Source organism: Pseudomonas sp. Irchel s3b5 (genome assembly GCF_900187435.1).
Classification (GTDB): domain Bacteria; phylum Pseudomonadota; class Gammaproteobacteria; order Pseudomonadales; family Pseudomonadaceae; genus Aquipseudomonas.
In genome coordinates, this window is sequence record NZ_FYDY01000017.1 from 58,991 (window position 1) to 81,168 (window position 22,178).

Consider the following 22,178-nt stretch of genomic DNA (forward strand, 5'->3'; position numbering starts at 1 on the left):
GGGCACAAAAAACCCGACTCAGTGGCCGGGTTCTTGAAAGGCGTCTCGCTGCGTTCACAGCAACACACGCTGCTATAAAAGCAGGTCTATTCCGCGCGGAAAAGGCTTTTCCGCAGTCAATACGAAATTGCCCCTAGCCAGTTGATGCATGAAGTTGGCAAGTTGCTCGCGCGACAGGCGGCAATCGGCAATCGGCAATCGGCAATCGGCAATCGGCCAATAGCGGACATCCACCTAGAGCCAAGAATAACAGATCCACAAGAAAAAACGGGATGTGCGTGCTTGAATTAGACCGATGCAGATTGGTAGAACTACATCGCCCTCCCATACTAGGGCTTGCAAAATTATGAATAGCGACAGGCAGCGTTTAAAATTTCCACTTCTGACTTCCGTAGCCTTGAATCACCGGAAAGTGAAAGCAAAGGCCTTTCATATTTTCTCTCTGTTCGATCCACTTACCGAAGGCACTATCTTTGGGGTAAGCTGACAGGTAAAGCCTTGAGCCGGTAACACTTAATCCTGTTATAAGTCTTTATCTGGCATACCTAAAATTAATTGCAAGATAACATACTCAACAAGAGCGAGAACGCAACAACATCTAGCGCGCGACACTGCCCCCCTATAAAGGAGATTTTTCTTGAACGAAAAAATATTAATTTGCGCATATTGCGGGCCTACAGATAGAAAGTTAACCCGTGAGCACATCATTCCTCACTTTATTTATGATTATTATGAAAAAAACAATTACAAAATATCAGGCTGGAATGAGTTTGCAAAAAAAACTGTAGGCGGCCAATTTACAATTAAAGATGTTTGCGAGAGATGCAATCATGTACTGCTTGGCAAACTCGATAGCCACGCAAGCCAGTTTCTTCGCCAGCACGGAATACTAACTGACGTATTTTTACAAAAAAACATCGAGCTAGTCTACGACTACGATATGTTACTAAGGTGGATATTAAAACTCTCGTTTAACGCAATGCGCATAGACGGATTGCACTCGCATATTTTTTCGAACTCGATAAATTATATCCTTCATTCCGACCCAGCTGGAATGCGCGACTTTGAGGTAGTTGTTCAGCTTTTGTCACCAGCTCAGCATTCGGCTGAGGAAGTTATTAGATTGCAAAAAATCGGAATTCCATTGTCCCCATGTGGGAAGACAAATCCGCTCATCGCTCGCGTTGGAAAGGTCCACATCGCGGGCTCAAAGGGTGGATTCATAACTAGAACAGTTATAATCGGTGCGTTAGTATTTTACCTTTTCATTTATGACGACAGCAATCAAACCCAAGCCTTTCGAAATCAAGTTTTGAAGGTTTTCATAAATGAGTTAAAAACGGGAGTCATTCTGCAAAGGGATTCAACTTCGATGCGGCTCAGCGCCGGAGAGGCGACGTGGATCGAATCTTACGGGCCTGCATTATTAAGAGCAAAAATCCATGAAGATAGCAAGTCTACTAAATAAGATAACCAGACATAGTAGCAGCAGAAATCGATTTGTCCTGGCACACTCTAGCCTGTCATTTTTTGACCGACTTCAGTCGCTGCTGACTGGCTGCACCGGGTCGAAAACGGTAAATCGCGAACAACTGCTACGCCCCATTGGCCGGGATGCTAATTCGTTAGAAGCGATAATCTACACGCAGGCTGGCGCTGCGAGGCGCCCCGGGGTAGTTGGGGTTATCACTACCTGCCTTGGCAGAAACTAAATACTCACGGTTAAATAGGTTATCGACATTCAGCCTCACGTCGTAGTGCTCGTTTCGATATACGCCAGCCAATTCAGCCGTCGTGTACGAATCAAGCGACACCTTGTTGTTCGGTGAGGTAAAGCGCTCACCCTCATACCGTCCTCCACCTGCGACATTGAAGCCTCCGCCCAGCTCCTTCTTTAGCCAGACACTCGCGCTGATCTTGGGGGTCAGGGGGCTCGTGTTTCCTACAATTGATTCGAACGGCGAATCAATCATTTCGCCATTCATACGGTTCAGCCTTCAAGTCGTTACACGTCAATTACCGCGGCGATGTCCTCGCGGGGAATGGTTTGTCCGGTGCCCTTGAAGGTGTGGGTGAGGTGACATTCTCCGTCATCCGAAAGCAGGTAGGCCCAAAGTGACGCACAGTAGTCCTCGATGTCAGTCGTTTCCCCTTTGAACTTGACTACGACAGGCTTCAGTCGCTCTTCTATAACACTGCGCAGGTCGACAAATCCGCCACTTCCGCAAAAGCTGCTAGACCATAGATCTTGGACTGCCTCTGGTACGCGGTATCGGATGCCGCTTTCACTGTGGCTTGCAGCAGTGAAGGTGTTCCACGCGTAAGGGCCCGTGCCCGCAGCTGTAGACCCTTCATACTCGCTGCGAAGCTTCACAATACCCTCAGCCCGCTGTTTTGCAGTTGATCGTTTTTCGGGGGGTACCCACTCCATGATCTTATCCAAGAAGCGCCCCACGCCTTGGGAAGAACCCAACAACCCCTCGGCAAACCACGAGTCGCACCCCGCATAACTCGTAGAGTGGTAGTAATACGCGTGGGTGATGTCATCGCGCGGGTAGGCTTTTAGCAGGTGCCAAACAACCCCATGGAACTCCGGCCGCTTAATTTCAGAGTACACCTGTGCGATTTCCAGCACTGCCGGGGCTAGAAGCACTCGTTCGATCTCATCGGTAGAAACAGCGTAGATCTCAGCAAGAGAGCTAATGGCGTCGTGTCTGTTGTCACAGCTCGGGATAAAACTCATCTCAGGCTCCCAGCCTTACCTTTGCGATAGGGCCGGGAGGATATCAGGTTGGATATCGCCGGATAAGTCCCGCAAACCGACCTTCAAGCGTCGAGCCGTCCTCCAGCTCGTACTCCATGAGACCACCCTTGGATTGAATGTGGCCAGTGCAGCAGTCGCTTCTAAGCACACCGCCAGGATCAATCCCCGGTGGCAGCTGACCAATTGCGTTACTTGAGGTCTGGGCTGTAGCTAGCCTGTGGACGTCGCCTTTGTGAAGAAGTAGTCTCTCACGCCGCGAACTGCAACGGGAGACGCAGCTGTGATCGACGATCCGCTACCACAAGACTGGCGGGACCTTCAAAGTGGTGTGCAACGAATTTTCCGCAATGTTGGCTTAACCGCAGAGGTTGAGGTTGATCTCGATACGCCGCGGGGATCCGTAAATGTGGACGTGCTGGCTGTGGACGTTCGAAGTGTCGACAAGATCAAGTACATCGTGGAATGCAAGAATTGGGGAAGCGCCATTCCACAGGCCGTGGTGCACTCGTTCACTACTGTAATGCATGAAACGGGGGCAAACATCGGCTTCATCATCTCGAAGTATGGTCTCCAAAAGGGCGCCCAGCGCTACACACAAAATACCAACATCGTCGGTATGACGTACCTAGAGTTCCAGCAGCGTTATTTTGAGGCGTGGTGGACCCGGTATTTCTGCCCACTCATCGGCGATACGGCTGATACCCCCCTCCAGTACGTAGAGCCGTGCAATGGCGTTCGAGATCGCGCTTACGATGCCTTGGGCCCGGAACAGAAGGAAAAGTTTGATCTCCTGTACGCGCTGCACGCTGTCCCAGTGATGTCATTGTCTATGTTTAATTTTCGAGCCATGTCGCCAGTTTTGGGGTCGGACGTCTTACTAGGTTTGCCTAAAGATCTGGATGACTTTAAGAGCAGGGTGCTGAAGCTGATTACTCCTCACGTTAGGTGGCATTGCGATACGTTTCGCGGTCTTTTGGACGTTATCCTCAAGTACCTCAAAGACGTGGAAACCGCATTCGACGAGGTTTTTGGAGGGTCGATTTTTGAACCAAGGGCGCCCATCATCGGTGTGACACTCGATGGGCCACTTGGGGATGGATAGCTGAAGCCCCATTCCCTGGGAAATTTCACCTGACTTGACCAAGCGTTTGCATCGTACTTGACCACTCAAGGCACGCAGTAATGGAGAGCTATAAAGCGATGTGGGCGGCAAAACCTGAGGCGTGCCATCAATGATGAAAATCCAGCCCCAGGTTCTGAGTGCTGACGTCTTATTGAACTCTTTCACCAAATGCTCACCGACAGCTTTGGGTCGACCTCTGCCGGTCATAACCTAGGGACGTACAGGTCAAATTCGGTCCAAATGACCGTCAGATCGAATCCAAATAGCTGGGTAGATCTGGGAAAGGCAACGGCGAGATGAGCTAGGCTTCCGGCATCATTACTCAAGGACGACCGTCATGCCCGATAACTCAAATTGCAAAATCGCCACAGCGGACGCTCTGACATTGCTCCTCCACAACCAGCACGCCCTATGTGCCGCGATAGAAGAAATAACCAAGTGGTTGTCAGAAAATGGGGTCGGCAGTGTCGCCGCTAATGCGATATCGGCAATGGAAACGCTGGACACAAATGCTCAAGCCATCACAGATTCCATTATGAGGGTACGCCAGTCTTAGATCACTCAGTGAGGTCCAGGACTGCCCTCTGATTTGAATGGCCCCCTGACTTTTTAGACACAATTGACTGGTAGAGGGACGGATAGCGACGGTCTGGCACGACCGTCGCTGTGAATGGTCACACCTCCGTCTGCTCCGCCATTTCCAAGGCATCATCGACTTCGATTCCCAAGTACCTGACAGTGCTTTCAAGCTTTGTATGACCAAGCAGGAGTTGGACCGCTCTCAAGTTCTTCGTCCTGCGATAAATCAACGAAGCCTTGGTTCTCCGTAGCGTGTGAGTACCATACATGGTTGGGTCAAGGCCAATGGTTGTCACCCACGCTTTGACTATTCGAGCGTATTGCCTGGTGGATAAATGCTCTGAAGCGTGCAAGCGGCTCGGGAACAAGAAATCCTCACTGCGGAGATGCGCCTGGCGCATCCACGCTTCCAAAACCGTTCGGGTCTGTTCAGTGATTTCAAATTGCAATGGGTGTTGAGTTTTCTGCTGCATCACGATGGCCCGTGACGACACATGCTCCCCATGGGCAATGTCTCGGACCCGCAATTTAGTTAAGTCACAGGCACGCAACTTGCTATCGATGGCCAAGTTGAAGAGCGCCAAATCACGCGTCTTCTCAGCAAGCTGAAGTCTTACTCGGATAGCCCAGATATCTCTGACTCTGAGCGGGGCTTTCTGACCGACAAGCTTTCCCTTGTTCCACGGCTGATGGCGGTATCTAGCAACAGTGTTCATGGCTCGTCCTCCACGTTGAGGGAAGACAAGGGTGGATCAGTCACAATGGCTGGTGGTGGCTATCAGACCCATAGCTGCCTGTCAGCAAAGGCATAAAGCGACCCGAAGCGGCCGCTCAGCAGTACCAATACCTTGGTTTGTTCCTGATTAATTTGTTCAATTTTTAAGCTCGGTTCTACGCCCGTACATTGAGCTTGTGGTGCGTATGGCAAAATAGTAGCGTATCAAGATTACATCGCTCTAGACTGTGCTTCTCTAGCACTCGTATGATTTTTTGACGTCAATTTAAGGAAGTGTTTTGCAGGCGAAGAAAGGAAGGTCAATGATTACGAAACCGCTGTCTGCTGAGACTGTTTCCCTAATACACCACGTTGAACTGAACGAGTCAGGGTGGTGGAAAAAAGCCTTGGGCCAGGTCGTACAAAGTGCTTTGTGGCAACTTAGCAAACCGGTGAGCTTAGGCGAACTCCAGCTGAAGCTGAGAGATGATCTTTGCACCAATGTTGTTGAGGAATTGCTTCTGGCCCAGCTGGATACTCTGTCTTCACAGGGGGCGGTCTCGGTTATAGCCAAGAAATACAAGCTCACTGAAGCCAAGCGAGCAGAGCTTGCAGCGGCCAGAGAGATTGCAATAAAGGAGGCAAAAACCTGCCAAGAAGTATTTGTGGTCAACTGTACGAAGTTCTGCCCTAAGCTCGACGCGGAACACGTTTACGGTGAGTTCACAAAGTGCCTTCAGCGCACGGTCCAGGTCTCTGGTGCCAACTTGTTCCATCTCCTTGTAGATGGCCAGCTCGAACGAGACGTCGACTGGCTTGATCCATTTCTCGCAAAATACTCCCAAACCTGTCAGGAAGGACTACGGCATACGCTGTCTATTTTTTTTGCTCCAGCAAATGAAGCGTGTCGAAGCCATGTACTACGCCTTATGAGGGCTCACTTCTTTGCTGAGGCCTCTCAGCTCAATGCCACCACATTGAAAGCTATTGAAGGTCAACGAAAGAAGCGCACAGTTAAAGTGGTGCTTGATACCAATTTTCTTTTCTCCATCCTGAAGCTACACGATAACCCTGGGGACGATTCGGCGCTTTCTCTGGTTGAGATCACGGAACGTACGGGTAAGAATTTTGAAATAGTGCTTTACGTCCTACCCAGTACGCTGGACGAGGCACAACGGGTTTTGACCAGTCAAATACGAATGGTTGAACGAATACGTACATCCAGAGCCATGTCACGGTCCGCCTTGACCCAACCTCTTCCCAGCATTGCAAAGAAATTCTTTGATGCCGCTTCGAAGACGCCGGGCCTGAGTGCGGAAGTATTCTTTCGACCCTATGTAGAGGACATGCGGTCTGTTCTTGAAGGGAAAGGCATCAAAATATTGGACGCAAGCCCTGCCAGGTACAATGTCAGGCAGGATGTTATTGATGACGTTCTCACTGAGATGGGTCGTGAGGAGGTGGAGCTGCCTGAGGCCAAGCGCAAGGGTTACGAGACTCTACTTCATGACTCTGTTCTGTGGCACGCGGTCAAGGATAGGCGTTCGGAGAACGATCATTCGCCTTTCGACGTCGAATACTGGGCGGTTACTATAGATTGGCGTTTGATTAATTTTGATCGACAAAAACGCTCGGCTAAAGGTAGTGGCCTGCCTTTGGTACTTCATCCCAGTAGCCTGATCCAACTTATACAATTTTGGATCCCCAGAAGCGCTGAGCTGGATGTCGTCTTGGTCGACAGCTTGAGACTGTCTCTCTACTTTCAATCATTCGACGCTGAGGACGAAAAGGTCACCGTCAAGATTCTGGAATCCATATCCCGATTTGAGGATGTGGGAGACTTTACCGAAACGACAATAAACGTCCTGCTGACGAACCAGGCGTTACGCACTCGGCTCAGAAGCGCAAGCGCTTCGAATGAAGAAGTATTTGAACTCGTCAAGGAGGAGCTAATCGCTCTGCATAACACGGCGGTGCATGATCTCGGTGTGGTATCGGAAGATTTGAAAGCTGCCGGAAACAAGCTAGAGGAGGAAAAACAAAACCGCTTGGCTGTGGCGCGTGATCTGGAAGCCGTATCCGGTAACCTAAGTGGCGTCAGCTCAGAGCTTGAGTCCGAGAGAAGGATTCGGTTGGCCACCGAGACCCAGCTGAATGAAACGACGACCGCCGAGGGCCAAATCAGAAAAAGCTATGATCGCCTCGTCTATATTTTGAAGGTGATTGTCTGCCCTTGCGTGTTGTTTTTGATTGTTTCTATCACCGCTTATGCCCTCATTGTAAAGTACTGGAGCAACTCCATCTCTCTACCTTCGATCACTGCAATAGGGCTCGGCGTGATTCCTGTAATCGCTGCCATGCTGTGGTCGCCGCATCTGACTAACGCGAATCAAAATTTAGTTACATGGAGACCGGCTTCTCTTATCAGTAGTTTGGGCCGCAGGACGGCCACCCTTTTCACGGTGGCCATAGGTGCGATTTTCTCCGGTGCTGTGTGGGATTACTGTAAATACTTGTTCGACATCCATTAATGGGAGCGGCCCGAACCAATGAATGACATCAAATGTTCGAGTACATGCCTAGCGTGAAGTTTCTGCCCTCCACGCCGGCTGGGGCGTGAGGCCATTTAGACAATCGCGCCTTTAGGAAGGTGACGGTTGAGTGGCAGCTTTTGGCCGATTGTGTTGAAAAAGTCGGTACTTCCAGACTACCCGCGTACTGGCTGCTCAAAATGCCTTTTTTGCGCGCAGCTACGCGAAATCTGAATCCGGAATCCTCTGCACAAAGTAAAGATTTCAATCTCAAGCGTTTACTTTTCTGCCGCGTAAACCATGGCCGACTTTTTCAACAGAATCGGCCGATAGCAGCCCTACATGATGGGCTGCTTTGGGGCATTTTTTCTGGCGATGTGTCGAAGCTTCGACGTCAAATTCATTGCAAACAGGCGGTCGGTTCGACTAAGCAGCTTGCCGCATATCATCGACAGCACAATCAATCCACGCCACACCTGCTCTTGCCAGCTCCCGTGTTTTCCCTTCGCTGATGCCGTAGTACTTGCCAACCCGAACCATGGCCCATTTGGCACCGTAGTACAGCCAAATAATTTCGCCCATCTGTTGATCACGGTGTGCGAGTCTGGCTACAGCATTGTCGATGGCCATGGCCCAGTCATCGGTGATGCAATAATTTTTACTCGGCGACACTTGCGGCATCGCCTGGCGCATCAGCGCAAATGTGGGTGAGGTGTAATTGGGTATCCCTGCCCCGTCCGACCGCCACCATCCCCACTGCTCCAACAAGTACTCGGTATCTCCCAGCGGTCGGCCTGCCGGCTTACGAATCATCATACTTTCAATCCCCTGTGTAATTTGTGCCGCCGGCACCGCGACGGTTGTTCTGTTGGTAGTACTTGGCTGGGCCAGATGTCGTTGGACCTCGCTGCAGCAATTCAATTTCGCGCTGAGCCTGCTGCAATTTGAAGCTCAACTGAGTCACCAGTTCGTCCGAAGAAAGCACCACCCTGCTACCCATAACTACCCAACCTGAGCCATTGCAATCGGTGCAAATCTGCTCATAAGAAATCCCCTGCACCACCGCTTTGCCTTTGCAGATCGGGCAGGGTTCCAGCTCGATCCGCGGCCACTTAAAACCATGCCCATGCCCTTTATGCATGTTTTAAATCCTCGCCTTTAACAAATTGCGGAATCGACTCGCAGGCCGCGCCGTTCAAGGCGTCTACGATGTTTTGCGAATCTTCATATCTAGCGCCTGTCTGCTCGTGAATCGCACTAAAGCCGCGCCCATCTAACCAGTTGTGCCACTTCACCAGAGCCAGCCGGCGCTGCTCTTTGGCCTGGGTGTTGATGTACGTCGAAGCAATCTTGCCGAGCGAGTGGTTCAGCAGCATCTCGCCGATGTGCCCGTCGATGCCAAGGTCGGTCCAGGCGGTACGCGCGACCTTGCGCAGGTCGTGGCTGGTCCATGCCCCCTGCCCCAATCGGGTGAACACCGCGCTGGCCTGGTTATCGCTCAGCGGCAGACCACGGCGTGACGGGAATAGATAGGCACCCTCGTAGCCGTTGGCATGCTGGCAGGTGCGGTATCGGCGCAACAGCGCGCAGGCTTGGTCGGTCAGCGGTACCCGAAGCTCGGTCTTGCTCTTGGTGTGTTCGGCCGGCAGGAACCACTCACGCTCAGCCAGCGCAATATCAGCCCAGCGAGATTGGCGGGTTTCGCCGATGCGGGTACCGTGGCAAAGCATCATCAAGGCCAGCATGGCGTCAGACGGCGCACGCTCGAAACGCTCGGTCAGCTCCTCCATCAGCTCAGGCAGCTGGATATCGCGCAGGCGGGCGGGCTTGGGCAAGATGCGCGCCGTTGTGAAGTGGATGAACTTGAGTTCGGCCATCGGGTTGATAGGGATCAAGTCCAGTTTGCGGGCCTGACGAAAGGCCCCGGCCAGCAGCCGATACAACTGCTGGACGTACGACAGCGACAACGTTTCCTGACCCGGCCACATCAGCCGCTGGTCGAGGGTCTGCGCACTCACCTCGTGTATCAGCAGGTCTTTCAGGCGCGGCTTGAGCTGGCGATTGATGGCAGACTTGCCGGCCGCACGACGCTTGGCAGAGAGCGCGCGCGAACGGGCCATGCGATCGGCAAACCAGTCCAACAGCTCGCCGACGGTGACCCACCCCGAAACGCTGGCCGCGCCATCGGCCGCCACGCGTAAGCGCACGGCCGGTAACGCCGCGATCACCTGCTTGGTGGACAGGTCGGGAAAGGCGCCGATGCGGTGCCACTTCCGTTTGTTCAGCAGGTACCACGACCCGCGCGCGCGACTCTTCGCATAACGGAAGTGCAGTGCGGGGTGACTGGCATCACGCAGATCGCGCACATGCTCAAGCTTGGCGTTGCGCTGAATTTCGGCGTCGGACAATTTTACGGTCAAGGTCTTGATCAGGGCGCTCAATCGGTCGCCTCCATTTGGGCGAAACGGTCCACCACCTCGTACGTTGAAGGCCACATCCACGCGCCATACCGCTTGGCCATGGCCTTGTCTGCGAACAGCACCAAGGCATGGTCTGGTGTATCACTCAAGTCCAGCTTGAAAGAGCAACAGAACACGGCAAACCGATAGTTTTTCGGATCCGGAACAGCCAAGCGGCGATCAGGTATTTCCAAGCTGATCCCCATCAGAAGCCCTCCTTACCGCGTTGAGATTCCCACTCGAATGTCACGCCAATACAACCGTTTTCGCGGATGCGGTCGACACAGCGCGCACCAATGGCATCGTTCAATTCGCTGGGAGACAGGTTGCTGACGATGATCGTTGGCCGGCATTGCTCGTAACGACCGTTGATGATGCTGAACAGGGTCGCCAGCTCGAACTCGCTTTGCTTGGTCGCACCGACTTCATCGAGCACCAGCAGATCCGCGCCGATCACCTCACGCAGGATGTGCGCCTCGCACTCACCTGAACGATCATTGAACGTCGCCCGGATCTCGCCGATCAGTGTGCCCACCGTGCGGTAGATCGCTTTGACCATGCATTCGTTGATCAGGTAGTTGGCCGTGGCAATGGCCAGGTGGGTCTTGCCGGTGCCGACCTTCCCCAGCAGCAACATGCAGCGACCTTCCCGGCGATGTTTCGAAAAGTTGTCGACGTAATCGATGCAGGCATCCAGGGCAATCTGCTGCGCCGGGTTCGATACGGTGAAGTCGGCGAACGTCTTTTCCGCGAAGCGCTTCGGAATCCGGGCGCTTGAATGCTGGACAATTCGAAACTGAAAGCGCTTGCGCTCAAGCTCCTGCATGTCGCGTTTGTTGCTCGCGCAGATGGGGCAGCCAGACAGGTCGCCGCTCTTGAGGATGACCGCCGAGTAATCGCCATGATCGAAGCAACTCGCTGGTTGACGGCCAATGACGCGGAATTTGCGGTCAATCTGAGCGCCGAGATTAGAGACGGAAGGTGCCATTGGCGTTCTCCTTGGTGCCGGCCTTGTAATCGCGAGTATCGAAACCGGAATGACGACTAGCCGGAAGTGGATGGACGGGACTGGCCGGCTTGTCAGGGAAGATCCCTGTCCATCCGTTGCTGATCGAAAGCGCCAGAACGGAATCGGGGGCTGGGTGTGTCGCCAAGGCCTTGGCCTGTTGTTCGCAGCTTTTGGCGGTGAGGGGTTTGTGGATTTCCTTGCGGTGCTGGCACCAGTCGGCCCACACCTCGTCGCTGACGTTTTGTGGCTTGGCTGTCAGCGGGTCGAATTTTGACGATTTGCGGGGCGTGTTTGCGCCCTGCTTCTCCTGATTACTGGTTACCTGATTGGTACCCTGATTACTGGTACCCTGATTTGTCGGAGATTTTTCCGACCCTTCTCGGATTTTTTTCCGACCCTGTTCGGATATTTTTCCGACCTTGCTCGGAGATTTTTCCGAGGTAGATCGGATATTTTTCCGACCCTCAAACACATCAGAGGTCGGATATTTTTCCGACCCATCCAGCTTGCGATTCCACTCTTTGGCCTTCTCGGTCAAACGAAACAAACTGATGTTTGACGTGTGGGATAGTTCGATCAGCCCGGCGGTCTCGAGCCCTTTGAGAAGTCGGTATGCGGTGTCTGGTTTGTCGGTGAGCAGGGGCAACTCCTCCACGATCTTTGCCTTGCTCAAGGCAAAGAAAATCCCGTGATCGGTCTTGATTGGCCTTGCCCAGCTAGGACACTCGTAAACAAACGAAAACAGCAGCGCCTGCTGCGAGTTCAACCCCCACTCCAGCGCTTTCACCTGGTTAATCGTGATTGTGAACTGCATATCAACCCTTCCCGCCTAGCGGTCGGGCCGGGCGCTTCGACTTGTGCAACTCAATCAGTGCTGTCACTTCCTCGTGCCGGGCAGCCAGGTGCTTGGCATGCAAGGCCAAAATCTCCGATGCTTCCACGGCAGTGATTTCGCCATCCTCCAGCGCGAGGGCAAGAAACTGGTCAACCCGGCCGCGCTTCACAGAAGTACGCAAAGAGCGCTGGTGCATGTCTACGTTGTCCAGATCGCCAACCTCAGGCAGACGCACAAAGACACCGCCGTACATCGCGCAGATGTAGTCCGGCAGGCGCGTGGTGCCCTGCTCGCTTTCGAGGACGTAAACCTCTTCATCGCTAAGAGGAACAACACCGCCGCTCTCATAAACCTGATTCTTAAACCGCTTCAGATCGAGACTGAGGCGAGCTGAAGCGCATACCTGGCCGCCTGGGTATTTCTTTGCGACCTCGATCACCACTGCGCGGCGGGTTTCTAGTACTGGCGATTTCATTGTCTAGTTTTCTCTCGGCGCCGTTGCGTTCAGAGTTGGCTCATTGAGCAGATTGGTAAAAATTCGTCTCACCGTACGGTTCGAGCGGCTTTGAACTTTCCTTTAGAAAGAATCTGAATTTGGTACTGGCGGGACTCCGGAATTGTTTCCCCCCACATCGTCACGGCGCTTGGATGAATTCCTAACGCCACCGCTAGTTTTTTCTTACTACCGAAATGTTCGGCAACCTCCCGCGTATTCATTGCGCATTCCTCATTCAAAAGCGCCTTAATTTCAGCATGCTGAAGTTTTGACGTCAACGAGGATTTCAGTGCTCTGCATACTTAAATTCAGCTAACTTAATATTGGCGTCATGGACAGACACGAACGTATTGCCCGAGCCATCGCGCTCAGCGGGAAAAAGAAAGGTGAAATCGCGTCCCTATGTGGGGTTGCGAACTCTGCTGTGACTCAGTGGATTTCAGGGGAAAGTAAAAGTCTGCGCCCAGAAAATCTTTATGCGTTAGCCAAGGCGACTGGATTCCGCGCTGAATGGCTCGCTATCGGTGAAGGCGAAGAAACGGAGCTTTCCGATTCGAACGTGAAGGACACACGTCAACCGGTAGAGTCGTTTCGATACCCGGTAATCAGTTGGGTTGCCGCTGGTGCATGGGCGGAAGCAATCGAGCCCTTCCCTCCCGGGTTTTCAGATCGATACGAGCTATCGGACTACAACTCCAAGGGCCCGGCTTTCTGGCTTGAGGTGAAGGGCGACTCGATGACATCTCCGGTCGGGACAAGCATTACTGAGGGAACGCTGATCCTGGTTGATACCGAGGCTGACGTTCAGTCCGGAAAACTAGTGGTGGCCAAATTGGCTGACAGTGACCAGGCTACCTTCAAGAAACTCGTGGATGACGGTGGCCGACGTTACTTAAAGCCTTTGAACCCTGCCTACCCTACAGAGATGTGTGCAGAGAACTGCCGAATTGTTGGAGTCGTGGTTAGGGCGCTACAAAAGCTATAGGACGTCCAGCTTGTCTGCCTTTATAGAGCCCGCCATGTGCGGGCTTTTCTTCTTCGGTCCCCTCAAGTCTTTCACTCCTCTTAAGTCCGCTGCGTGTGTTTCTCTGTTTGGAACAAAGCTTTTTCAGCTGGCCGAAATGGGATATCCCAGCACGCCAAACATTTGACATTTTATGGGGCGCTTCCAAACGATAAAACAAAGGATCACTGCATGCATCGTCCCCCTCCTCCTGCCAGCTCAGTTGGGAACTCCTGTGAGCTTATACGCCGACGTATCCAACACCTGACCTCTGCACCGGATGCACAGAAAACCCAATCCATCGTAATCACCAGGTCAGATGAAGAATCTGCCGATGCGTGGCTGCATATCCTTGATGAAATTGAAGAAACCGATGGGATCAGAATGGAGCGATTTGAGAGCGGCGCTGTCAGGATCGGATGGCGACAGTACTGCGAATCGTGAATTGAGCCCGCCAATGAGCGGGCTTTTTATTGTCTGTTGATTTCAGATTGCTGAATTAATAATTCAGCATGCTTGACTCTTCTATTTCAGCTTGCTTAAATTAACTCAAGCCAAGCGACACCGGCCAGCAGCGAAAGCCGCGCCACTCTTTAACAATCAGCGCAACAAACAACAGACCCCATTGCCCCTACCGGCGACCGGCGAGCAGACAGGCCCGAAAGCCTGCCAACGACAGGAACAACCTGGACGGCTGCTCGATGGTGAAACGCCAGAACCGTGTGAATGACCCGGCAAGCAATGCGCCCCGCTCCTCCAGCGGCAATAGGACGGACAGCATCACTGCTGCACCTTGGCGACAGGGTGCATCGGGATGTAACCCACCCCAGAGGAATCACCATGTTCGGAATGAAAAAGATCTTCGGTAAGCAAGTCGGCAACGCCCAGGCCGAAATGAAGAAAGTCGTTAATCGCGACTTGATGCAGGCCATTGTTGGTGGCGGCTTACTGGTCGCCGCGGCTGATGGTGAGATTGAAGCCAGTGAGGTTTCCAAGCTAGACGAGCTGATTCGCTCCAACCCAAATTTGACGCACTTCGGCAGCGAGATCACCGAGACCATCAATCGCTTCACTGGTCAGTTGAACGCCAACTTCCAGGTAGGTCGGCTGGCAATCAAGCGAGAGCTGGCCGACATCAAAAACGTTCCTGCCGACGCGGAGGAAGCCTTCGTAAACATTCTTGCAGTCGCCCAGGCTGACGGCCAGATCGAGCCCGCAGAGATGGTGGTACTGAAGGAGATTGGCATGCAGTTCGGTGTGCGCCTTGCCGACTACGGTATCGAGGCGTGAAGTACGCGGCAAAGGTTCTGCTGATCCTGCTCGTACTGATCGTGGGCGGAATGCTGCTCAGCAGTCTGGCCTCACGGGCCACTTGCTCCTACTACGGCTTCCAGACTGATCGAGAGACCCGCTACGCCGCCTTTGTTGGCTGCATGGTCAAGGTCGACAGCGCGTGGTTCCCGCGCAATGAAATCCGCGTAATGCAGTGACGTTTCACTGATGCCGCTTCTTGCAAGGCGGCATTGGGAAACCAACTAACGCAAGGAAATGGACAATGCTGATTTTGACTCGCAAAGAAGGCGAAAGCATCAACATCGGTAACGACATCACGATCACTGTGCTGGGTGTGAGTGGCAAACAGATACGCATCGGAACAAGCGCACCCAAGGATGTTCCGGTGCATCGAGACGAGATCACGCAGCGCATTCATGCGGGCTTGTCGAAGCCCCAGTAACGAATCAACCAGCGCCAAACGACAGCCTGTCGCTAACTGCCCGAGCACCTGGTCCTCCCCAGCACCAGGCCGCATCGGTGAGCCCTGAAGCACAACGATCGTTGGATGGTCAGTGTGCCATCGCTTCAGGGTTCAGCGATGCGGATGAGTACACACCGGGCGCGCACCGGCCCCCTGCATTACCCATTCAATAGGTGGCCACTGCCTGCCCAGTGAGCGAACCATAGGAAGATGACCATCATGAAATAGACCCAGACCTAAAGCCCTCCAGTAGGAGGCACCTGCGATCACGTAGGGAGGTCTTCGTGACGCAAACAAAAGCCCGGGTTATCTCGGGCTTTTTTACACCTGGCTTTATTCGTCAGCACTCTCCCCTGCGCCGAACGGCAACCAGCAGGAGGCCAGAGTGCTGACGAATAAACGCACCCTACATTGAGGAATCGCCATGAACCAAACGATCAGACAGAGCCAAGCAATCCTCCAAGGGGTGCGTCTCCAGACGTCCCAGGCCACCACCAAAATGTACCAACGCATAGGTCGTGATGAGCCCGTTCGCATACTGGACTACACCTTTTCGCCACGCGGCGGCATCACAATTGAAGTAATCAAGTACTCCACTGGTACGGCAAAGGGTGAGCCTGCCAGCCACAAGACAGCGAAAGCATTCACTCGCACGCTACTGCGCTGGACCACCGGATTGGCACTCCTGCTGATCCTGTTTGCCTACTTCGGCGCAGGTCATTGAGACCGATCAGCAAGCTGACGCGTCAGCGCCGACAACAGACATGGCGGGGTCTACCGGCCAGCGGGATAGAAGAGATAGGCCATGGCAGCGGCGCAGAAAGAACGATCGGCAAAGACTGCGGCGAGGCGAAAGACTCGCGGCGAGGAAGAGTTGCGAATGCATGCCATGGCCGGCACCCGGCAAGCGCTGGCTGACTTGATGGCCTGGCACGGCATCGAGGAACAGGGCGAGGCAATGACGCTGATGATTCACCGCCTGCATGAATTGGGGCCTCAAAAGTCCGCGCCTTTGCTGGCCCCGCCGCGACACATTATCGAGCTATCCCAAAACGTGTCGCTGGCCTTTCACCAAAAGAGCCTGCTGCTGATCCAGCAGGATCCGGGGGATGAAATCATATCGCCGAAAGCTTATTGATTACCGGGGGGAATGGAAGGAATTCCGTGGGTATCCATGTATTCCAGCATCATGACTTTAATTTCCGGAGGTACCAAAAAGTTGTCGTTTGCCAGACTCAACCTGATTTCGGCCTCGACCTCCTCCTCAGTTCGATCATTGAGCTGAGAAAGGTAATTATCAACATGATTTTGGATGATAACATCGAGTTTGATCAACGTTTTTGATATTAGCAGTGGCAAATGCCGTTCATACGAGGTGTAGAATGTCTTTCCGCTGATTGAGTTCGCCTGATCAGGCAGGACAAACCATAACCGGTTGTCCACAACATGCCCCATTGCAGAAATGTCGTATCCTCTGTGTACAACCATATTTCGGACACCTCGGAGATAGTTATAATTCTGCTCACCATCCGGGGCGCCCTCAAAAACAAAGCCACTATCTATTGCAGCTTTGAACTCCACGGAATAAGGATGGCTTACATCACCCAGATATTCAGTCAAGGATACAATGCTGGCCAAACAAGTTGAGTAAAAGAACCTTAAATCAGACAGATCTTGAACGCTTGCCTGGCCAGTATATCCATGAGCCATAACTAATGATTTTGCGATAGCTTCTCTGTAATATTTAACAGAATTTATTACATCGTACTTGTACATCGAGCCTCCATTAACCGACTACTGTCGGGCACTCGTAATACCCCATCCCAACGCATATTGCTACCACCGTTCACGGATACCAGTGCCTGACTGGAGGCGCTGGCACTGCCTTCAATCATGAGGCCGACTATCAACTGAGTACTGCGGACATACCACCGGATCGGTCGTAACCTGTTGCAGAATGAACGCTCGGAGCTTTCAGCTCTCTGTGCGTTACGCGATGACAGTTGGCGCAAAGGCATAGTAATTGTTCAAGTGTTGTCTTGTGATCCTCCCCCATATCAGCAACCTTTACAGAGTCATGATGAACCTCAATGCAGGCTTCACCATGTTCGCCATAGATTTCAACTGGATCTAATCCACACCTTTCGCAGAATAGCCCGCCATGAGCTTTGATAAATTCAGCCTTTTTTGCTTTGGCTAGACCTGGAGAACGCTCCCTTCGCAAATGTGTAACCAACTTAAGCTGACCCTCTGCCCACTCTTGCTCTTCGGCATCAATCGGTACTTCTATTGAGTCAATTGGCTCCCCTTTAGCGATGATTCTGTAGCCCGCAGCCTCCAGCAGCTCGAAACAAACAGTCCCCTTTCCCGCGGTGAAATGCTTCGGTATTACCTTGAATCTCAGCGCTTCTGTTGCGGCGAGGCCGAAGACCTGCTTAGGAGCTAGCCGGACGTTCGCGTCAACCAACAGGTCGTAGTCGATAGAGGGTCCAAAATCCTCTGCCAGGGTACCTTGAAGGAGATTTTGGACTGCTTTCCAAATGTACTCAGCAGTAACCTTCCGTAATTCTTCCGCCGGCAAGCGAGCACTGCCTGCCAGCCCAGTCCCGTCTACAGAAACCAAGGCTTGCTTTGCAGTTACTGCTTCCAAATCAGGGGCATCCAAAAGGCTAAAAATTACGTTACCTAGTGCAACTGAAATGGCCGCCAGATAGCAGCCCTGGTTACCGTTGCCATTTGGCTGGAGAGGTGAATTTTTTTTCGGCAGAAGTTTTAGGATTTTGTCGATGTGAGCCTTCGGCGAAATCGCAGTAGATAATGCGATCCAGTTGATCGACACCAACCATCCCGTAGCAGCCCAGCTTGCGCCAATCGCTCCAAATTCTTCTGGCTTTGGGGCTTCTGCGTAATTATTGATTGCGATGCCAATAGCTTTGATCTGTCCATCAGCGTAGGACACCACTACATCGCCAGGCTCCACCTGGGTCAAATTTTCGTAAGTTTTGTTGCGAGCACCATTTTTATTGGTTTTTGGCGACCAAATATAGCCACCGTCAAACTCAGACTTAAAGGTCTGCTTATGGTTTACCCACCAAAATTTATGCCGGGAGGTTAACGTGTCCTCAAAGTCTCGTAGGCGAGATGCCGAATGTTCTACTGCCTCAGGGGAAAAAATATCAGGATGCCTTACCACAACGGCTTCAAAAGCGAAATCTTGTAAACCAAGGCCGACGAGAGCTCTGTAGCCTTGCGTTTCTGCCTCACGGGTAACCACTCTCTCGACTCCCGAAACGACACCATGTTTTTCGAGCATTCGCCACGTATAAGCAGCTGGCTGCCGCTTCCCATGCTTCTGGAGCAGCGTCTGCTCGTAAGACAGCACAGCGAGAATCGACTCAATCTCAGCCGATGAAGTTGCACCAAACCGCTCAAGAGCAATGCGTTCCGCTTCTAGCTTGAGGGCTTCAATCTTGTGTGCGTCCATGTTTTCTCTCTCCGATGAGGAGCAGAGTCTAAGCAGGCGGATGGCAATTCGACATATCTACATTTCAATATCTACCGACCTACTGCTTACACAATGCAAAATGAATATTTACAGAATTACAGACTGATCTACTCGCCAAGTAACTCCCTCCCCCTTCAAAGTCAGCCGCTATAGAGGTCAAAGTGGCGTCACGTTTTCGCCTCCAGCGGCGGGACGCTCAAGATTTCCTGGAACAACTTGAATCGGGCTTTTGCCTTCAAGAACTCCAGTTGCAGCTGTAACAAGATTCTCCATTCGAGCTTCGTATTGAACATGCGCATTTGGCGAATACCAGCTTTTCTTCAATTGGACTCGATCAAACTGATACCCAAGCGACCGCCCCATCGCAAAAAGCAGGTTCACGAATAGCTCGTCGCGTTGAACCCAAAGCGCCTCAGTACTCATCGTATTGAGGTTGGCAGGGTCACTTAAATGATCGTGGTACTCCTTCCACGCATCGAGAACGTTTTGGTCCCGTCCAGAAGTCCATTTTCTTCCGAAACCGACATAGCCATAAAAAGACAGGTCGATCATGTTAAGCCCGCGAACATGATCAGCGGAAAGACGAGCCCCGCGTGTCGCCATCAACGTGTGAAAAACCTGAAGTTTCCTTGATCGAGCTTCTTTGAATCGCTCCAACCACTTCTGAGCCTGAACCGCGAGGATTGGGCCTAACAACGTGGCAGAGACGATAACCCAATCAGATGCCGTTAGATCTTGAATACCCATCGACACTTCCCTTTATGACTTACCTTTTGAAGATCGTAGCACGCAAGAGAATCGCTATTTCTGTTTTTGGGAATGCCGCTTAAGTGGCACCAATCATCTGATTATCACCACTCACTACCAGCCTGCCGGTGAACGGCGGGCGAGGAATTCCTATGTCCGCAATTCTTCAGCGTTTCCACCAGGTCGCCAATGACGCGCTGGTCAAGATCAGCGAACAACTTTGGCCTGACGCCAAAATCACTCTGGTTATCTATACCCCCGGCAAGCCCGAGGAAGACATCGTGCTACGGGATCAAGGTTTGAATGATGACGAGGTGGTCGGCACTTTGCACCGTCGCGGCCTGAGCATCGACGGCGACAACACCTACAAGCGCGACTTGCTTGATTCAGCCGCGGGAGTGATGGCCTTCGGCGTACAGAATCGGAACCCGCCAGCGGCCGGACACTGGGGCCAGCGTTTCTGGGATATCGGCCGCGCGGAAGCCGCCGGCAGAGAAGAACTAGTACTGGCTCTCGCGTCCGTCACCAACTGCCTGAGCAAGGCGCTCACTGGTGGAGAGGTATCAGCGGCCACCGCCGGCGCCGCACTGATCGCTGCCGACGAAGCCCTCACAAAATACGCCCCTCAGTAACCACCTTCTGCCGCCGAGCACGGCATGGAGCATCAACATGACAGCAGTAGAACAAATAGCGGTTGAGTACCTGTCCGACAAGGTCGCAGAAAAGAACTTCGCCGAAATGGTCGGAACGACTCGCCGTGCCCTTCAGGGTAAACGTCAGCGCGGCATCATCCCGAAAGGGGTGTGGAAAGAAATCGATGGGCAAATTTATTACAGCATCAGGAGATACGAGGTATGGCTAGAAAGCCTTTGGGATTGCCCGCTGGAGTTGAATTCGCGGGCCAGTCAGTCCGGATTCGCTTCACATGGAAGTTCCGCCGCTGCGAGACCCTCCCCTATCCCCAAACGCCAAAAGGCATCAAGGCAGCCGCAGATCTTCGCGCTACAGTAAGCAGCCTGATCAAGCATGGAGTGATGGACGAGCAGCGTTACGCCGAGCTTTTCCCGAATTCGAACTACTCCACGTACTCTGCAACTCCCCTGTTCGGTGGGTACGCACAAACCTGGCTAGACAGCCGAGAAGTAGTGGGCGGTACCCGAAAAAACTACCGGATCTCCCTGAACATCTATTGGATGCCCCATCTGGCATTGTTGCCCATCGATCAGATCAGTTCGGCGATGGTCCGCAAAATCGTCAGCGAGACACCTTGGAAATCGTCAACCCTAAAGCGTTCGGTGATACAGCGGCTGCACACGATGTTTGAAAGCGCGGTGAGGGATGAGCTGATTACACGGAACCCAGTCGGCTCGATTGAGTTGCCGGTCAAGGCAAAAAAACCGGTGGATCCATTTACGGTGGTTGAGGCTGATTTGATCGTTAGGCACTTATATAAGGTGCTGACCGGTTCGATGCTTGTATACGCGGCCTATTTCGAGTTCGCGTTTTACACCGGCATGCGACCTGGGGAGATAGCGGCATTGCGCTGGGATGAGGTGGACACCGAGGGGCGCGTCGCCAATGTGTGCAGAATCGTGGCGGACTACAAGATCGAGGAGCGCACAAAAACCCGCGAGTCAAGGCGGGTCATGCTGAATAGTAGGGCCTTAAATGCGATTAATATGGCCAAAGGTGTGGCAGTGTTAAGGGCGAAGCAGAGTCGTCGGCAGCACAAACAGTCGCCATTTGTGTTCCCGCCCACCAAGAACTTTGAATTCATTCAGCAAGCTAGCGTGACTGACAAACACTTCAAGGCAGCACTGGTTGCGTTGAAGATCAGGGGCAGACGGCAATACAACTGCCGGCACACTTACGCTACCATGTGCTTAATGGCAGGCATGAACCTTGGGTTCATTGCAAATCAGCTCGGCCACAGCGTGCAAATGCTACTGTCGACCTATGCCCGGTGGATCAACTCCAGTGAAGACTGGAGCGAAATCGGGAAGCTGGAGCAAAGCCTGATTGGTACAAAATTGGTACAGACAGAAACCGTACCCCTCTAGAACCCATACGGAATAAAGCTCTGTGACATTGGAACAGAATTACACGGCGATACTCGGTCAACTTGGCGAGGACGTCTCCCGCGAAGGTTTGCTCGACACGCCAAAACGTGCCGCCAAAGCCATGCAGTACCTCTGCCGCGGCTATGAACAAACACTGGAAGAAGTCACCAACGGTGCCTTGTTCAGTTCCGATAACAGCGAAATGGTGCTGGTCAAGAACATCGAGTTGTACTCGTTGTGCGAACACCACCTGCTGCCGTTCATCGGCAAGGCCCATGTTGCCTACATTCCGAGCGGCAAGGTCCTTGGTTTGTCGAAAGTCGCGCGGATCGTCGACATGTACGCCCGCCGCCTGCAGATTCAGGAAAACCTCAGCCGCCAGATCGCCGACGCGGTCCAGCAAGTCACCGGCGCCCTGGGCGTTGCGGTGGTGATCGAGGCCCAGCACATGTGCATGATGATGCGCGGTGTGGAAAAGCAGAACTCGTCGATGATCACCTCGGTGATGCTCGGTGAGTTCCGCGAAAACGCCGCGACCCGTAGCGAATTCCTCAGCCTCATCAAGTAATTCGCTGCACGAAGAAAACCGGCATTCA

General features: G+C 52.8%; 30 protein-coding genes. 15 read left to right on the plus strand and 15 right to left on the minus strand.

The window, feature by feature from the left end; all coding sequences use genetic code 11:
* Positions 1-637: 637 nt before the first annotated feature.
* Positions 638-1,468 (plus strand): hypothetical protein, encoded by an 831-nt coding sequence (locus tag CKW15_RS17930; protein WP_095152539.1) that lies wholly within the window; start codon positions 638-640, stop codon positions 1,466-1,468.
* A 157-nt stretch (positions 1,469-1,625) separates the two neighbouring features.
* Here CKW15_RS17930 and CKW15_RS17935 read toward each other — a convergent pair whose 3' ends face one another.
* Both CKW15_RS17935 and CKW15_RS17940 read right to left on the minus strand, forming a co-directional pair.
* A complete protein-coding gene (locus tag CKW15_RS17935; protein WP_095152540.1) occupies positions 1,626-1,985 on the minus strand; it encodes a TonB-dependent receptor in 360 nt (119 codons plus the stop codon).
* Between the two features lie 20 nt (positions 1,986-2,005).
* Entirely contained in the window at positions 2,006-2,743 is a 738-nt protein-coding gene (locus tag CKW15_RS17940; RefSeq protein WP_095152541.1) for a hypothetical protein, read from the minus strand.
* Between the two features lie 301 nt (positions 2,744-3,044).
* Here CKW15_RS17940 and CKW15_RS17945 point away from each other — a divergent pair, with 301 nt between their 5' ends.
* A complete protein-coding gene (locus CKW15_RS17945) occupies positions 3,045-3,866 on the plus strand; it encodes a restriction endonuclease (protein WP_095152542.1) in 822 nt (273 codons plus the stop codon).
* A 358-nt stretch (positions 3,867-4,224) separates the two neighbouring features.
* On the plus strand, positions 4,225-4,443 hold the full coding sequence (locus CKW15_RS28825) for a hypothetical protein (RefSeq protein WP_095152543.1): 219 nt from the start codon (positions 4,225-4,227) through the stop codon (positions 4,441-4,443).
* A 118-nt stretch (positions 4,444-4,561) separates the two neighbouring features.
* Here CKW15_RS28825 and CKW15_RS17955 read toward each other — a convergent pair whose 3' ends face one another.
* A complete protein-coding gene (locus CKW15_RS17955) occupies positions 4,562-5,182 on the minus strand; it encodes a tyrosine-type recombinase/integrase (protein WP_095152544.1) in 621 nt (206 codons plus the stop codon).
* 322 nt (positions 5,183-5,504) lie between these two features.
* On the opposite strand from CKW15_RS17955, the gene CKW15_RS17960 reads away from it, so the two are divergent.
* A complete protein-coding gene (locus CKW15_RS17960) occupies positions 5,505-7,712 on the plus strand; it encodes a hypothetical protein (RefSeq protein WP_095152545.1) in 2,208 nt (735 codons plus the stop codon).
* A gap of 426 nt (positions 7,713-8,138) precedes the next feature.
* Here the strand turns inward: CKW15_RS17960 and CKW15_RS17965 are convergent, their stop codons facing one another.
* From CKW15_RS17965 to CKW15_RS18005, 8 genes are all read right to left on the minus strand, one after another.
* Complete coding sequence (locus CKW15_RS17965) at positions 8,139-8,528, minus strand: antiterminator Q family protein (protein ID WP_177408832.1); 390 nt, start codon at positions 8,526-8,528, stop codon at positions 8,139-8,141.
* A gap of 4 nt (positions 8,529-8,532) precedes the next feature.
* On the minus strand, positions 8,533-8,853 hold the full coding sequence (locus CKW15_RS17970; protein WP_095152546.1) for a hypothetical protein: 321 nt from the start codon (positions 8,851-8,853) through the stop codon (positions 8,533-8,535).
* Positions 8,846-10,153, minus strand: coding sequence for a site-specific integrase (locus tag CKW15_RS17975; RefSeq protein WP_095059255.1), 1,308 nt, complete (start codon positions 10,151-10,153; stop codon positions 8,846-8,848). The genes CKW15_RS17970 and CKW15_RS17975 overlap by 8 nt, the downstream gene beginning before the upstream one ends.
* The gene (locus CKW15_RS17980; RefSeq protein ID WP_095059355.1) at positions 10,150-10,359 is read right to left on the minus strand and encodes a hypothetical protein; all 210 of its coding nucleotides are present in this window, start codon (positions 10,357-10,359) and stop codon (positions 10,150-10,152) included. The genes CKW15_RS17975 and CKW15_RS17980 overlap by 4 nt, the downstream gene beginning before the upstream one ends.
* Positions 10,360-10,376: 17 nt before the next feature.
* Positions 10,377-11,159 carry an ATP-binding protein gene (locus tag CKW15_RS17985; RefSeq protein WP_095059257.1) on the minus strand — a complete coding sequence of 261 codons (783 nt, stop codon included), beginning with the start codon at positions 11,157-11,159 and terminating at the stop codon, positions 10,377-10,379.
* A complete protein-coding gene (locus tag CKW15_RS28830) occupies positions 11,140-11,994 on the minus strand; it encodes a hypothetical protein (RefSeq protein ID WP_256580352.1) in 855 nt (284 codons plus the stop codon). The genes CKW15_RS17985 and CKW15_RS28830 overlap by 20 nt, the downstream gene beginning before the upstream one ends.
* 1 nt (position 11,995) lies before the next feature.
* Positions 11,996-12,490 carry a YmfL family putative regulatory protein gene (locus CKW15_RS18000; protein ID WP_095059259.1) on the minus strand — a complete coding sequence of 165 codons (495 nt, stop codon included), beginning with the start codon at positions 12,488-12,490 and terminating at the stop codon, positions 11,996-11,998.
* Between the two features lie 68 nt (positions 12,491-12,558).
* Entirely contained in the window at positions 12,559-12,732 is a 174-nt protein-coding gene (locus tag CKW15_RS18005) for a Cro/CI family transcriptional regulator (protein ID WP_095059260.1), read from the minus strand.
* A 110-nt stretch (positions 12,733-12,842) separates the two neighbouring features.
* On the opposite strand from CKW15_RS18005, the gene CKW15_RS18010 reads away from it, so the two are divergent.
* Together CKW15_RS18010 and CKW15_RS18015 are read left to right on the plus strand one after the other, a co-directional pair.
* A complete protein-coding gene (locus tag CKW15_RS18010; RefSeq protein ID WP_095059262.1) occupies positions 12,843-13,496 on the plus strand; it encodes a LexA family transcriptional regulator in 654 nt (217 codons plus the stop codon).
* Positions 13,497-13,706: 210 nt separating this feature from the next.
* Positions 13,707-13,958, plus strand: a complete 252-nt coding sequence (locus tag CKW15_RS18015; RefSeq protein WP_095059264.1) for a DUF1654 domain-containing protein — start codon at positions 13,707-13,709, stop codon at positions 13,956-13,958.
* 187 nt (positions 13,959-14,145) lie between these two features.
* On the opposite strand, the gene CKW15_RS28385 is transcribed toward CKW15_RS18015, so the two are convergent.
* Positions 14,146-14,295, minus strand: coding sequence for a hypothetical protein (locus CKW15_RS28385; RefSeq protein ID WP_159953409.1), 150 nt, complete (start codon positions 14,293-14,295; stop codon positions 14,146-14,148).
* A 59-nt stretch (positions 14,296-14,354) separates the two neighbouring features.
* Between CKW15_RS28385 and CKW15_RS18020 the strand changes: the two genes are divergently transcribed.
* From CKW15_RS18020 to CKW15_RS18040, 5 genes are all read left to right on the plus strand, one after another.
* Positions 14,355-14,804: a tellurite resistance TerB family protein gene (locus CKW15_RS18020; protein ID WP_095152547.1), complete on the plus strand. Its 450-nt coding sequence runs from the start codon at positions 14,355-14,357 to the stop codon at positions 14,802-14,804.
* Complete coding sequence (locus CKW15_RS18025) at positions 14,801-15,004, plus strand: hypothetical protein (RefSeq protein ID WP_095152548.1); 204 nt, start codon at positions 14,801-14,803, stop codon at positions 15,002-15,004. The genes CKW15_RS18020 and CKW15_RS18025 overlap by 4 nt, the downstream gene beginning before the upstream one ends.
* A 65-nt stretch (positions 15,005-15,069) precedes the next feature.
* The gene (gene csrA / locus CKW15_RS18030; RefSeq protein ID WP_095152549.1) at positions 15,070-15,249 is read left to right on the plus strand and encodes a carbon storage regulator CsrA; all 180 of its coding nucleotides are present in this window, start codon (positions 15,070-15,072) and stop codon (positions 15,247-15,249) included.
* A 445-nt stretch (positions 15,250-15,694) separates the two neighbouring features.
* On the plus strand, positions 15,695-15,994 hold the full coding sequence (locus tag CKW15_RS18035; protein WP_095152550.1) for a hypothetical protein: 300 nt from the start codon (positions 15,695-15,697) through the stop codon (positions 15,992-15,994).
* Positions 15,995-16,075: 81 nt separating this feature from the next.
* Positions 16,076-16,408 carry a hypothetical protein gene (locus tag CKW15_RS18040; protein WP_095152551.1) on the plus strand — a complete coding sequence of 111 codons (333 nt, stop codon included), beginning with the start codon at positions 16,076-16,078 and terminating at the stop codon, positions 16,406-16,408.
* On the opposite strand, the gene CKW15_RS18045 is transcribed toward CKW15_RS18040, so the two are convergent.
* The 3 genes from CKW15_RS18045 to CKW15_RS18055 all read right to left on the minus strand — a co-directional run bounded on the left by CKW15_RS18045 (position 16,402) and on the right by CKW15_RS18055 (position 19,522).
* Entirely contained in the window at positions 16,402-17,046 is a 645-nt protein-coding gene (locus CKW15_RS18045) for a hypothetical protein (RefSeq protein WP_095152552.1), read from the minus strand. The genes CKW15_RS18040 and CKW15_RS18045 overlap by 7 nt on opposite strands.
* A 130-nt stretch (positions 17,047-17,176) precedes the next feature.
* The gene (locus tag CKW15_RS18050; protein ID WP_095152553.1) at positions 17,177-18,754 is read right to left on the minus strand and encodes a hypothetical protein; all 1,578 of its coding nucleotides are present in this window, start codon (positions 18,752-18,754) and stop codon (positions 17,177-17,179) included.
* A gap of 177 nt (positions 18,755-18,931) precedes the next feature.
* Positions 18,932-19,522 (minus strand): DUF6680 family protein, encoded by a 591-nt coding sequence (locus tag CKW15_RS18055; RefSeq protein ID WP_095152554.1) that lies wholly within the window; start codon positions 19,520-19,522, stop codon positions 18,932-18,934.
* A 152-nt stretch (positions 19,523-19,674) separates the two neighbouring features.
* Between CKW15_RS18055 and CKW15_RS18060 the strand changes: the two genes are divergently transcribed.
* From CKW15_RS18060 to folE, 4 genes are read left to right on the plus strand one after another with little or no spacing between them, the layout of a single operon-like run.
* Positions 19,675-20,154 (plus strand): hypothetical protein, encoded by a 480-nt coding sequence (locus CKW15_RS18060; RefSeq protein ID WP_095059289.1) that lies wholly within the window; start codon positions 19,675-19,677, stop codon positions 20,152-20,154.
* A gap of 37 nt (positions 20,155-20,191) precedes the next feature.
* Positions 20,192-20,533: a hypothetical protein gene (locus CKW15_RS28835; protein ID WP_256580354.1), complete on the plus strand. Its 342-nt coding sequence runs from the start codon at positions 20,192-20,194 to the stop codon at positions 20,531-20,533.
* Entirely contained in the window at positions 20,437-21,582 is a 1,146-nt protein-coding gene (locus tag CKW15_RS18065; RefSeq protein WP_256580357.1) for a site-specific integrase, read from the plus strand. The genes CKW15_RS28835 and CKW15_RS18065 overlap by 97 nt, the downstream gene beginning before the upstream one ends.
* Positions 21,583-21,604: 22 nt before the next feature.
* Positions 21,605-22,150 (plus strand): GTP cyclohydrolase I FolE, encoded by a 546-nt coding sequence (gene folE / locus CKW15_RS18070; protein ID WP_095059293.1) that lies wholly within the window; start codon positions 21,605-21,607, stop codon positions 22,148-22,150.
* The last annotated feature ends 28 nt before the right edge of the window (positions 22,151-22,178 follow it).